Origin of the sequence: Arthrobacter sp. W4I7, from assembly GCF_030816215.1 — a bacterium.
Taxonomy (GTDB): domain Bacteria; phylum Actinomycetota; class Actinomycetes; order Actinomycetales; family Micrococcaceae; genus Arthrobacter; species Arthrobacter siccitolerans_A.
This window is the reverse complement of the sequence record NZ_JAUSXU010000001.1, coordinates 4,792,582-4,805,120: the sequence shown is the minus strand read 5'-3', so window position 1 is coordinate 4,805,120 and position 12,539 is coordinate 4,792,582. Positions and strand designations below refer to the sequence as shown.

Here is a 12,539-nt window from a genome sequence, read left to right as displayed (position 1 = left end):
ACCTCCCGGACATTCCCCGGTAAATGCGCCGGCCGTAACGTTAATCCACGGAACGTACCGGGACGGGATTGCGGTGCAGGCATGGCGGACAGGCGCAACGGTGGAAGGCGGGTGGCGGTGGTGCGCGCCGTACTGACGGCGACTGCCCTGGCGTTTCCACTCTGGCTCACGTCGTGCTCCAGCCCGTCCCCTTCAGCCACTGCCCCGCCTTCCTCGGGCCCGCTGGTGGCCGCCGCCCCCGATCCCCATCCCACGGCGGCGGCGCTGCCTGCTGACCCCGCTCCCCAGCCGCAGGACCCGCCTCCGCCCCGGACAGCGGCCAGTCCCGTGCCACTGGAAACGCAGGCAAGCGGGGCACCTGCCACCTCCACCGGAACCTCGCCGGGGGGCACCTCCGTTCCCGGCACGGGCACGGCGGAAGTGCCGGCGTCGGAAGATCCCGCCCCATCCGCCCACGTTCCCTCAGGCGGTACCGCTGCCAGGCGGGCCGTGACGGCCTACTACGTGCTGCTGGACGACGGCGGCAGCAAAGGCGTGCGCTTCGGCTGCAACGACAGCCTGGTGGGGGTAGCCCGAACCAGTCCCGGCGGGGAGCCACTGCCTGCCGCGGTGGGCGCGCTGCTGGAAGCACCAACCGAAGCAGTGCTGTCCAAGCCTGCATCTGACCTGTACAACGCACTGTCCGGTTCCGACCTGAAATTCCTTTCGGGCAGCTTCGACGGCACCACGGTCACGCTCTACCTGGCCGGAACGCTCCGGCTGGGAGGAGTTTGCGATATTCCCCGGGTGGAAGCACAGTTGACCCAAACGGCGGTGGCTGCCGTGGGTGCCGTCCGCGCTGAAATCTATGTCAACGGGCGCGGCCTCGGGGAAGTTTTGCGGTTGGACTGACAGGCCCTGCGCCCGGTCCCCGCCGCAGTATTTCCGCAGCCACGCATGTTTGACTAAACGGATGTTGCCTTACTGGCAACTCACGGCTGTATATTGTGGGTGTGAGCCACGAGACACTCGACGCCGCAGCACGGACGCTGCCAGCCGAAGCCATTGATGCCATCGAGCGGGCGGCCACGTCCGCCCACCGCCATGAGGAACTGTTCTCAGAGCGCGCAGCCAACATCCGCCAGTCCGCGGTCCGTGACGTTTTTGATATTTCCTTGCGGCCCGGACTTGTTTCACTTGCCGGCGGAAGCCCCTACCTGCAGTCCCTTCCACTGGACCGGCTGGCCACCACTGCGGCTGCCATCATCGCCGAAGACGGCCTGACCGCACTGCAGTACGGCAGCGGGCAGGGCACCCTCGAGCTGCGCACGCAGATCTGCGAAGTGATGGCGGCCGAAGGCATCCTCGACGCCCGGCCGGAAAACGTGGTGATCACCGCAGGGTCCCAGTCAGCGCAGGACGTCGCCACAAAACTCTTCTGCAACCCGGGTGACGTGGTGCTGGTGGAAAACCCCACTTATGTAGGCGCGCTGAATGCCTTTGAGGCCTATCAGGTCCAGGTTGAAACGGTAGAGATGGACGGGGACGGCCTCGTTCCGGATCTCCTCGAGGCGAAGATCGCGGCCCTGCAGCTGGCGGGCAAAAACATCAAATTCCTGTACACGATCCCCAACTTCAACAATCCCTCCGGCATCACCCTCGCTCCAGAGCGGCGGCAGAAGATCGTCGATATATGCCGCAACGCGAATATACTGATCCTTGAAGACAATCCCTACGGACTCCTGCGCTTCGAGGGTGAGCTGCTCGCACCGCTCCGGGCGGACAATCCGGGGGACGTCATTTACATGGGGTCCTTCTCCAAGATCTTCGCTCCCGGGCTGCGCATTGGGTGGGCCTTGGTGCCGGAACACCTGCAGCGCCGGTACTACCTCGCGGCGGAAGCCGTCACGTTGTGCCCGCCTGCCCTCAACCAGATGCTGGTCTCCGCGTACCTGCGGGACTACGACTGGAGGGGCCAGATCGAGACCTACCGCGGACTGTATGCCGAGCGCTGCCGTGCCATGCTGGCAGCCCTTGAGGCCCACATGCCCGCGGGCACCAGCTGGACCACCCCGGAAGGCGGCTTCTTCGTCTGGGTGACACTTCCGGACGGCGTGGACACCTACCCGCTGCTGCTCAAGGCGATCGACGCCGGCGTGGTGTTCATCCCCGGCGCCGCCTTCACGCCGTCGGACGAGCCGTCCAACAAACTGCGCCTCGCCTACAGTGCCGTGCCTCCGGAAGCGATCACCGAGGGCGTGCGCCGCCTGGCGCCGGTCCTGCGGGAAGCCATCGCCGGGCTGTAGCCTAGGGCTCACCGGACTTAAGCCGCATACCAAGCAAAGGAGCAGTATATGAGCGGAATCATCGTTGTAGGGGTCGACGGCAGCGGGACGGCAAAGAAGGCTGCGGAGTCCGCCCGCGACCTCGCTGCAGCACTGGGCGCATCGCTTCACGTGGTCTCGGCCTTCGACAGCGACCGCACCGAAGTCTTCGGCAGCGGCAGCGACCAGTGGATCGTCTCCGACGCCGACGCCGCAGAGCACGTGGCCCGCACCGTAGCCGAATCCCTGGGCCGGGACATCAAAGTGACCTATTCCGCGGCCCGCGGGCGCCCGGCGGACGCCCTCATCAAGGAGGCCCTGCGGATGGAAGCCCGAATCATCGTCGTGGGAAACCGGCGCATGCAGGGCATTGGCCGTGTGCTGGGCAGCGTGGCCAACAGCGTGGCCCACAACGCACCCTGCGACGTCTACATCGCCAACACCTACGACGCCGACTAGCAGTTACCGCGGACACTCCCCCTGGTGGCACAAGTCGCTGCGGGGGGTGTCTGTTCTCACGCCTGATACGCCCGGTTAAGCCCCTGGCGCAACGATAAAATTGGATAAGCCCCCAACGGCGCGGACACCCACCATCCACGATTATCAAGGGGCTCCATTGCTCACTCTCCAGCGCCGCCAGCTCGTCGGCCACGACATCCTCCTGGCCCGCCACGGAAACCACATCTGCTCCATGCGCGTCGACCGCGGCAACGGCACCGTGGTGGCACTCCTGGACGACGGAACCGTGGACAGCGCGCCGAACCTTATCTCTCCCGACCTGCAGCTTCCGGAGACAGTAGCCAGCGTGATGCGTGAGGACTGGAAGATTATGACGGTCTGCACGGCAGTGGCCGCCGGAATGGCTGCCTTGATGGTGACGGCAGCGATTGCCCTGGGAACAACGGCAGACCCGGCCCTGCTGGAAGCGCTCTCCGCGTATTCGTCCTACTGACGGAAAAAGCCGCTGCCGGACAAGGGCGCGTCCGTGTGCGGCCTAGGCGACCATCCAGCCTTGCAGGACCCACCAGATCCCGGCCATCACTATCCCGCCAAACAGCGAACCGGCAACTACCTGTGCCACCGTATGGGCCCGCAGCACCACCCGGGACCAGCCCACAGCGGGGACGAGCAGAAGCAACGGAAGCCATGCCGGGCCGAGCATCAGGACGGCGATCACTGTGGATGAGGCGATCGCGGCAGCATGTCCGCTGATCTTCCAGAACGGGCTGACACCCGCCAGTACCACCACTCCGCCCACCACTGCCAGCACCATGGCCACGACGTTTTGCGGCGCCCCTGCCGCCGTCAGTACCAGCAGCCCCGCCACGATCGATCCCAACGCCATCAACAGCACGGGGGCCCGCTGCTTGCGGTCACTGACGTGATGATCCGTGACTTTTCCCCGCCGCACCAGGACCAGCAGCAGGATCAGCGGGACCACACAGACAAACAAGGCCGCCAGCGCCGCGTACGCCATGGTGCCGGGGAAACCGGGCTGCGCGAGGGGGCTGATCAGCAGCTGCACGGTGACCACCACGGGCGGCTGCAACGCCTCGGTGATCCATCTGGCAGCCCTGTTTTTGGCGCGGATGGCACCTGCATCGATGACCATGGTTGTCAGTTTCCTAGTCCAGCAGCAGTGCCGGTTCCTCCAGGATGGCAGCGACGTCGGCCATGAAGCGGGCGGACAGGTCGCCGTCCACCACCCGGTGGTCGAACGAGCCGCCGAGGGTGGTGATCCAGCGCGGAATCACTTCCCCGTCCAGCACCCAGGGCTTCTGCTTAATGGTTCCGAAGGCCACGATTGCCACTTCGCCGGGGTTGATGATCGGCGTACCGGTATCGATGCCGAGCGCTCCAATGTTGGTGACGGTCAGCGTTCCATCCTGCATCTCGGCAGGCTGGGTCTTTCCGGTCCGGGCGGTAGTGGCCAGGTTGTTCAAGGCCAGTGCCAGCTCTTTCAGCGACAGGTCCTGGGCATTCTTGATGTTCGGCACCATCAGGCCGCGGGGTGTTGCCGCAGCGATACCCAGGTTCATGTAGTGCTTGACGTGGATTTCGGCGGCGCCTTCCGCGGTGTCCACCCAGGTGGCATTGACGCTCGGGTTGCGCGCGGCCGCCCAGATCACGGCTTTGGCGAGGATGAGCAGGGGCGATACGCGGATGCCTTCGAAGTCCCTGGACGCCTTGAGCCGCTTGACGAATTCCATGGTGCGGCTGGCGTCAACGTCCACAAAGATGCTGACGTGCGGTGCCGCGAAGGCCGAGTCCACCATCGCCTTGGCCGTTGCCTTGCGGACTCCCTTGACCGGGATCCGCTCGATGCGCTGGTCCTGGGGCTTTCCGGCCTTGCCCCAAAATCCGTCGGCCTTGTCCAGTTCAGCGTCCCGCTGCGCCTGGTAGCTGACCAGGTCCTCGCGGGTTACTTCGCCCCGTGAGCCCGTGGCCACCACGTCTGCCAGGTCGATACCCAGGTCGCGGGCGATCTTGCGGACCGGCGGTTTAGCCAGGACCTTATTGACGAGCCCGGTGATGGCGCCGCCGAACGTGGGCCGGTTGTCCACCGGTTCGCTGGCTGGGCTTGCGGCGGCACTCTTTGCTTCTGCGGAGACTTCGGCCGGCGTATGGGGCTGGACGGGCTCCACTTCCGGGGCGTTGACCGTGAGGGTACCCAAGGCTGGCGCGGTTCTGCGCGGCCGCCGCTTGACGGCGTCTGCCTTGGGCCCGGAGCCCACCAGCGGGCCGCCGGCCAGGGAACTGTCTGTAACTGCCGCACTATCTGTTGTGCCGCCGTCGGACTCCGAAAGCTTGCCGTAGAGCGGCTGCACGGGTCTTTCGGGGGCACGGGTGTCAGCCGGCGTCGGATCGCCCGCAACCTCATCGCTGACGCTGATGATGGCGGTGCCGACGTCGATGGTGACGCCCTCGGGAACCAGCAGTTCGCTGACGGTCCCGGCGAACGGCGAGGGCAGTTCCACGATCGACTTTGCTGTCTCGATCTCACAGAGAACGTCGTTGATGGCGACGGCGTCGCCGGCTTTTACCTTCCAAGAGACGATTTCCGCCTCAGTAAGGCCCTCGCCGACGTCCGGGAGGTTGAACTTGTTCAGGGTCATGGTGTCCTCAGTAGGAGAGGGCGCGGTCCAGCGCCTCGAGGATGCGGTCGATGTCCGGAAGGTAGTCTTCCTCCACCTTGGCAACGGGGTAGGGCATGTGGAAGCCGCCTACGCGGATCACCGGTGCCTCCAGCGAATGGAAGGCGCGCTCACTGATCCGGGCAGCTATTTCGCCGCCGATCCCGCCGAAGGTGGGGGCCTCGTGGGCCACGATCAGCCTGCCAGTCTTCTGGACCGAGGCGGTGACGGTATCGAAGTCAATGGGCGAGATGGAGCGAAGGTCGATGACCTCCAGGCTGTGTCCGTCCTCCTCCGCGGCGTTTGCAGCTGCAAGGGCGACCGGAACCAGCGGCCCGTACGCCACAATGGTGGCCTCTGTTCCGGTGCGCAGGACATGGGCTTTGAAGGGATCCGCGGCGGTGCCCGGAGCCTCCACGTCAACCTCGCCCTTGAGCCAGTAGCGCCGCTTCGGTTCAAAAACGATCACGGGGTCCTGGCACTGCACTGCCTGCTGGATCATCCAGTAAGCGTCATGCGGGTTGGACGGGGTGATGATCCGGAGCCCTGCCGTATGGGCGAAGAGCGCCTCTGGTGACTCGGAGTGGTGCTCGATGGAGCCGATGCCGCCCCCGTAGGGGATGCGGACCACTACCGGCACACTGAGGTTGCCGTTGCTGCGCGAGCGGATTTTCGCAAGCTGGGTGGTGATCTGGTTGAAGCCGGGGAAGACGAAACCGTCGAACTGGATCTCGCACACCGGGGTATACCCGCGCAGGGCGAGGCCGATCGCGGTCCCGATGATGCCGGACTCGGCCAGCGGCGTGTCCACGACGCGGTCGGGGCCGAACTCCCCGATCAGCCCGTCGGTCACGCGGTAGACGCCGCCCAGCGCGCCGATATCTTCGCCCATCAGCAGGGACTTGGGATTGTCCGTCAGGGCTGCGCGAAGGCCCTCATTGATGGCCTTGGCAATGGTCATGGTGGTCATCAGTGGCCTGCCTTTGGGGATGCCTGGGCTGTTACTGCCTGCCTGGCCGGTTCTTCCGCCGCTTCCTCACCTGCGAAACCTGCCGAGTACTCCTCGAACCATGCGAGTTCTTCGGCCACCAGGGGATGGGCTTCAGCGTAAGTGTTGGCAAAGGCGGTGCGGATGTCCGGAGTTTCAAGGTCGTGGGTGGTGCGGCGGACGTAGGCGGCGAGCTCATCCCCGTCGGCTTTGACCTTGGCGAAGAATGCCTCGTCGGCCATACCCTCGGAGCGCAGGTACTTCTCCAGTCGGGCGAGGGGATCTTTGGCCCGCCAGGCCTCTTCTTCGGCCGCCTGCCGGTATTTGGTGGGATCGTCCGCAGTGGTGTGCGCGCCCACCCGGTAGGTGAACGCCTCAATCAGGACGGGACCGTTGCCCTGCCGTGCGTGCTCCAGTGCCCATTCCGTAACGGCGTGGACCGCGATGACGTCGTTGCCGTCCACCCGGATGCCGGGGAAGCCGTAGCCCTTGGCCCTGTTGGACAGCGGCACCCGGGTCTGTACGGCGGTAGGGACGGAGATGGCCCAGTGGTTGTTCTGGCAGAAGAACACCACGGGGGCGTTGTAGGAGGAGGCGAAGACCATGGACTCGTGGACGTCACCCTCGGAACTCGCGCCGTCGCCAAAGTAGGCGATCACCGCCGCAGCCGGTTTCGGACTGGAAGTGCCGGAAGATGCAGCGTTGGACGCGGCCAGCTTCTGGTCCCGCTGGATGCCCATCGCATAGCCCACTGCGTGGAGCGTCTGGGCGGCCAGGACCAGCGTGTACAGGTGGAAGTTGGTGTCCTTGGGATTCCAGCCGCCATTGGAAACCCCGCGGAACTGGCGCAAAAGCTCGGCAAGGTCCACGTTGCGGGTCAGGGCGACCCCATGTTCGCGGTAGGTGGGGAAGATGTAATCCTGCGGCTGGCTCGCCCGGCCCGAACCGATCTGAGCCGCTTCCTGGCCCGTCAGGGGAACCCAGAGCGCAAGCTGGCCCTGGCGCTGCAGCGCAGTGGCTTCCACGTCGAACCGGCGGATGGCGGCCATGTCCGCGTAAAGCCCGCGGAGCACCTCCGGAGTCAGCTTCTCGGCATATTCGGTGTAGACAGCATCAAAGCCGAGCTTCCCGTCCGGGCCGAGGAGCTGGACCATCTGCGCCGGGGGCTCGCCCATTACCGCCTCGGCATCAGCCTCGCGCTGGTCGTCTACAGCTGTTCCGTCGAACTCGGTGGAAGGCAGATGTGTGCCCATACCGTCTCCTTGCTTGCCGCATGCGGATGCAATGCAATGTCGCTGGGATATATGCCTCCATAGGAATAGATTCCCTTTGTGGCATATATGATGGCTTACTGATCCTAACTTTATCTTCAGTAGGTACGCGTGAAGCTACTTGTGAAGTGCTAGGAACCGCGCGGGGCCTTTGTGTAGTTCGCACATAACGCCAGGAACCGGCTGTTCGCTTCTTCCTCGCCGATGCTCACCCGCACGCCTTCGCCATCGAATGCCCTGACTGACAGTGCTTGCGTACCTGCCAGTTCGGCAAAGTCTGCGCTGTCAGCTCCGAAGTCGAGCCAGACGAAATTGCCTTGGGCGTCAGGCACAGCCCAGCCCAGGCTGCGCAGCCCTGCCGTGACGCGGTCCCGCTCATCCACGAGCCTTTGTACCCTTTCTACAACTTGGGGGTAATTTTGGAGGGACACAATTGCTGCCGTTTCTGCAATTTGCGACACGGCGAACGGTGTGGCCGCGACCCGCAGGTGTTGGGTCAGCTCCGGGTTGGAGACGCTGTAGCCCACGCGCAACCCGGCCAGCCCATGTGCCTTCGAGAAGGTGCGTAGCACCACCACGTTGGGGTACCTGCGGTAGAGGCTGATCCCATCTACCGCGCCGGCCTCGCGCACGAACTCCTGGTACGCCTCGTCGATGACCACCACCACGTCGGCCGGGACTGAGCGGATGAAGGCCTCCGTCTCAGCCGAACCCAGGGCAGGGCCGGTGGGATTATTCGGCGTGCAGAGGAGGATGACTTTGGTTCGGGCGGTAACTGCCGCCGCCATTGCCTTCAGGTCGTGGCGGCCCTCGTTCGTCAGCGGGACGGGAACACCTTCCGCACCCGAGAGGCCCACGCTGATGGGGTATGCCTCAAAGGAGCGCCAGGCGTAAACCACCTCGTCCGGCTTACCGTCTTCATTCCGCCCCGCGAACGCGGCCAACAGTTGGTTCAAGGCCCCCAGGCTGCCGGCGCCGGTGACAATATCCTCCGCGGGAACATCAAGGAACCCGGCGAGCGCTGTGCGCAGCCGGCTGCTCAAGGGGTCCGGGTAGCGGTTGAAGTCCGTCTGGTTCGCGATGGCCTCGACAACCGCGGGAATCGGAGGCAGCGGATTTTCGTTCGAGGACAGCTTGTAGCTGGCCAGCCCGTCCACGGCCACGGGAGGTTTGCCGGCGGCATAGCGGGGCAGCCTTGCCACCACAGGACGCGGCTGGATACCCCCGGCAAGGGTGTTTGATGACGTCATGGAGACCAGCCTACTTCTCCCTATGCGGGAGGGAAGGCGGGATTGGCTATGGGTTCCCGGGGGTGGGGTGGCCGGGGTTTCCCCTGGTTGCAGGCTCCTCCGGCCACCCGTTCCTTATGCTGGCGCGGCCTAGCTTGCCTGCCGCAACGTTTGCGCACCTGTCCACGTGCTGTCCGCCCGGGTGCCTGCCAGTTGGGGCGCCCAGCCGTCCGTTCCCTGCAGATAGGCCTCCAGCGTGAAGTCCCCGGCCAGCTCCGGCTCCAGTTGCGGCCTGTCCGGAGTTATGCGCGCTCCCGGGCCGTGGTTATTGAACTCATGGAAGCGTGCCTCCCGCCAGGAGAATCCGCTCATATCCGTCCAGGGTGTGTCGGAGATGTGGGCACCTAACCAGGAATCCCGGACCAGGACCTGGGCAATGGCGTCCACGTCGCCGCTGGGATGCCAGGGCCGGCCCAGGTGGACCGATCCCGCCGCAGCTTCGGAGGTAAACCGGCAACCGGTGAAGAGGTACCCGTGTTTGATCTTGCTGTTCTGGCTCCCGGCGGACACGTAGCCGTTGTTGCTTCCGGAACCACGGTCCAGGGACCGGATCCCGCAATTTGAAAAAACGGCCGTCCCGCGGCCAAAGATGAAGTCCACGTCGCCTTCCACGTAACAGTCGCTGAAGAAGAACCGTGCGGGTACGCCGCGGGCGGGCGAGTCAACCAGGAGGGTGTCCTGGTTGCCCAGGCACCGGACGTTGTGCAGGACAGCGCGGTCCCCTGTCAGGAAGAGTGCCACCGCCTGGCGGTTCGCTATGTGCTGGTTGGCCGCTTCGTCAAAGTCGTTGCTGAACGTGAGGTTGGAAGCAGTGAAATCGGCGCCGTCGATCCGTACGCTGGCGCTTCCGCCGGTGCCGAAGGATCCGCTGCCATCCGGCTTGGGAGTACCGGAGGCGTTGTTGTAGACCAGCACGACGTCTTCTGCGCTCTCCCCCAGCCCGATAAAAGAGACTCTGGGTTTGTCCGCCGGGACCCTGATGGCCTCGCGGTAGATCCCTGGCTGGATCCGGATCAGGGTCCGGCGGGTGGTTCCCGGGGGCACGGAGTCGACAGCCGCCTGGACAGTCCGGAAGGCCAGGCCTTGACCCACGTCAAGGACCAAAGGCTTGTCCACCGGGCGTTCGCCGGGCCAGTAAATACCTGCCAGGGGATCGAGGGTGGTGTTGAGCTGGAAATATCCCGGTGGGATCGTCTGCTTTGCCTGCAGTTCGGAGGCAACGAGCTTTGCCACGGCAAGGGCGCCCTCCGCCTGGAAGTGTGTGTTGTCGGCGACCCCGTTGGGGTACTGCGGATATTGACCGGGTGCCGTATGCAGGAAGTGGGTTTTGGTTCCCTCGGCGCCCAGCTCCTGCCAGAGGGCCTTCGACGAGGCGGTGAGGTCCACCAAGGGCGTGCCGGTGGAGGCGGCAAGCTCCCGCACGGCCTGCGGGTATGCGCCATGGGAGTCCTGGGCACGGCCAAGGGGACTAAACCTGCGGCGTTCCACCGGCGTGACCAGGACGGCCTGCGCCCCCTTTGCAGCGGCACCGTCGAGGTACTTTTGCAGGTACTCCTTGAAAGTGGTTTGAGAATCTGTGCCCCTCGCCGGGTCTTCCACTTTTTCGTCGTTGTGGCCGAAGGAAATGAGGAGGTAATCGCCGGGCTGCAGCAGGTCCAGCACCTCCGCCAGGAGGCCGGCATCGGCAAAGCTCTTGGACGAGGCCCCGGACCAGGCGTAGTCGAAGACGCCGGCCTGCGGCCCCAACAGCAACGGGAGGGCCTGTCCCCACCCGGCGCGCGGACGTTCCGAATGCTGGTACGCGGAGGAGGTGGAATCGCCGACGACGAAAATCACCGGCCTGGAGCGGGAAGAACTTGGGCTGACTGTCCGGACGGCGGCCAGGGATTCCCCCGCGCCCGGCCCTGCCAGCCCCGCGGCCGCGGTAACGGCTCCTGCCGCCGCGGCCGCCAGAAGGGAGCGGCGGCTGGGTTGGAAGCGGCGCATCAGTGCACCTCTCCGGCCGTGAACACGGGTCCGACGGCGTCCGCCAGGAGGGCGGGCACTGCCTGGGCAGCATTCACATGGGTCCGCAAAACAGGTGCCCAGGTGTCGTCGGTGCCCAGTTGCCTGTCAGCGGGGGCTGCAGCGTTGTAGGCGGTCCGAAGATCGACGGTCTTGCCGTTGACCGCGTTTCCGCTGGTGGTGATGACCTTTCCCTTGAAATAGCCGATCAAAGAGCCGACGGGAATTTCAGGGGGGAGCGTGAAGGCATTCGCCTCCGCGCGGATGTGGGACTCTACGCCCGCGCCCAGCGTGTAGCCGTAGGGAATCGCGGATGTTGGGCCCGTGATGAAGTGGTTGTTGTAGACGTCCACCTGGCCGTACCGGACCCGCGGGGCCCGCTGGCCCACATTCTCGACGACGTTGTGGTGGATGGTGACGCGGAGTTTGCCTGCGTCTCCGCGGTTGGTGGAATCCGTGGATCCGATGAGCAGGAGTTTGTCGTGTTCGGAGAACCGGTTGTAGGACATGGTTACGAGGTCTGAGCCGTTGGTGACATCCACTGCTCCGTCATGGACCTGGTAGGGCCGGCCGAAGTAGCTGGGCTGCGTGCTGTCGAGGTTGGGCGCGTCAGTGAAGTGCGCGTGGTCCACCCAGACGTGCTTTGAGCCGTTGATGATCTGCAGGAGGTCGTACTCGCTGTTCCAGTTGCCGGTGGCGCCGTCGGTGGGGTCCCAGGAAGGAAAACAGTCGGCGGCGTCACGCACCGTGAGGTTCCGGAAGATGACGTTTTCACCGCCGTTGATCCTCAGGGCGGCGCCGGTGATGCTGCTGTCCGGCCCGGCTCCCACAACCGTGGTGTTGCTGGGGATATCCCAGCGGATGGTGGCGGCCTGCCTGGACGCGGCGAGGCGGCGGGCGCTTTCCTGCGGGCCTGCCGGCGCCTTCGTTGTTCCATACCGGACCGGGTCGAAGTCGTGAAGGTACTGGGAAAGCGAGAACCCGGTACCGGCGGCATAGTCCTCGCAGCTGATGGGTGAGCCGTCGGTGCTGGTGTTGGCAGCAATGTCGCCGTGGACCCGGATGATTTTTGGTTGAGTCCCGGAGGCAAGTGCGGCCAGGAGTTCTGCCCGGGTGGCAACGTCGTAGATCCGCTCGTCCGTGGCAGCTGACCCGCCCGTGGTACCGGCCTCCAGGGAAGCCCAGCCATCATCTTGAGCGAGCACCTGGCGTTCGAGCGGCTGGCGGGCGGTCTGGGCTGCGGGATCTGCTTGAGGCGCCGGCGATGCGAATGATTGGGCAGGCGACGCGAGCAGCGATATTGCGAGGGCGGCCACAACTGTCACTGGCGCCATGGGCATCTTGTTGCGCATGATCTCTCTTCCTCCATTGGAATGAACCACGCTTCGGCGCCAACGAAAATTGAAGGCGCGCGAGAAAGCGATTTCTTAACTATCGGAAAGCGCTTTCTTCTTGTCAAGGGCCAAGTTGATTTTTGACAATGCCTCTTTGCCGACGGTCACAGCCACTCGGCACCCGCCCTCCCAAAGGCCAGCCGGACCGGGGGGACA

At 65.0% G+C, this 12,539-nt stretch carries 11 protein-coding genes; 4 read left to right on the top strand and 7 right to left on the bottom strand.

The window, feature by feature from the left end:
* Positions 1 to 81 precede the first annotated feature (81 nt).
* From QF047_RS21855 to QF047_RS21840, 4 genes are all read left to right on the top strand, one after another.
* Positions 82 to 891 carry a hypothetical protein gene (locus QF047_RS21855; protein WP_307281486.1) on the top strand — a complete coding sequence of 270 codons (810 nt, stop codon included), beginning with the start codon at positions 82 to 84 and terminating at the stop codon, positions 889 to 891.
* A 101-nt stretch (positions 892 to 992) separates the two neighbouring features.
* On the top strand, positions 993 to 2,285 hold the full coding sequence (locus tag QF047_RS21850; RefSeq protein WP_307281483.1) for a PLP-dependent aminotransferase family protein: 1,293 nt from the start codon (positions 993 to 995) through the stop codon (positions 2,283 to 2,285).
* Positions 2,286 to 2,333: 48 nt separating this feature from the next.
* Positions 2,334 to 2,762 carry a universal stress protein gene (locus QF047_RS21845; RefSeq protein ID WP_091419548.1) on the top strand — a complete coding sequence of 143 codons (429 nt, stop codon included), beginning with the start codon at positions 2,334 to 2,336 and terminating at the stop codon, positions 2,760 to 2,762.
* Between the two features lie 157 nt (positions 2,763 to 2,919).
* Entirely contained in the window at positions 2,920 to 3,255 is a 336-nt protein-coding gene (locus QF047_RS21840; RefSeq protein WP_306636700.1) for a hypothetical protein, read from the top strand.
* A 42-nt stretch (positions 3,256 to 3,297) separates the two neighbouring features.
* Here QF047_RS21840 and QF047_RS21835 read toward each other — a convergent pair whose 3' ends face one another.
* The 7 genes from QF047_RS21835 to QF047_RS21805 form a co-directional block, all read right to left on the bottom strand.
* Positions 3,298 to 3,915, bottom strand: coding sequence for a phosphatase PAP2 family protein (locus QF047_RS21835; RefSeq protein WP_307281477.1), 618 nt, complete (start codon positions 3,913 to 3,915; stop codon positions 3,298 to 3,300).
* 13 nt (positions 3,916 to 3,928) lie between these two features.
* Positions 3,929 to 5,419: a dihydrolipoamide acetyltransferase family protein gene (locus QF047_RS21830; RefSeq protein WP_307281476.1), complete on the bottom strand. Its 1,491-nt coding sequence runs from the start codon at positions 5,417 to 5,419 to the stop codon at positions 3,929 to 3,931.
* A gap of 7 nt (positions 5,420 to 5,426) precedes the next feature.
* Entirely contained in the window at positions 5,427 to 6,407 is a 981-nt protein-coding gene (locus QF047_RS21825) for an alpha-ketoacid dehydrogenase subunit beta (RefSeq protein ID WP_307281474.1), read from the bottom strand.
* Complete coding sequence (gene pdhA / locus QF047_RS21820; protein ID WP_307281471.1) at positions 6,407 to 7,678, bottom strand: pyruvate dehydrogenase (acetyl-transferring) E1 component subunit alpha; 1,272 nt, start codon at positions 7,676 to 7,678, stop codon at positions 6,407 to 6,409. The genes QF047_RS21825 and pdhA overlap by 1 nt, the downstream gene beginning before the upstream one ends.
* A gap of 149 nt (positions 7,679 to 7,827) precedes the next feature.
* Entirely contained in the window at positions 7,828 to 8,946 is a 1,119-nt protein-coding gene (locus QF047_RS21815) for a histidinol-phosphate transaminase (RefSeq protein WP_306636709.1), read from the bottom strand.
* A gap of 129 nt (positions 8,947 to 9,075) precedes the next feature.
* The gene (locus QF047_RS21810; protein WP_307281468.1) at positions 9,076 to 10,971 is read right to left on the bottom strand and encodes a pectinesterase family protein; all 1,896 of its coding nucleotides are present in this window, start codon (positions 10,969 to 10,971) and stop codon (positions 9,076 to 9,078) included.
* A complete protein-coding gene (locus QF047_RS21805; RefSeq protein WP_307281465.1) occupies positions 10,971 to 12,341 on the bottom strand; it encodes a polysaccharide lyase family 1 protein in 1,371 nt (456 codons plus the stop codon). Before QF047_RS21805 ends, QF047_RS21810 begins: the two co-directional genes overlap by 1 nt.
* Positions 12,342 to 12,539 lie beyond the last annotated feature (198 nt).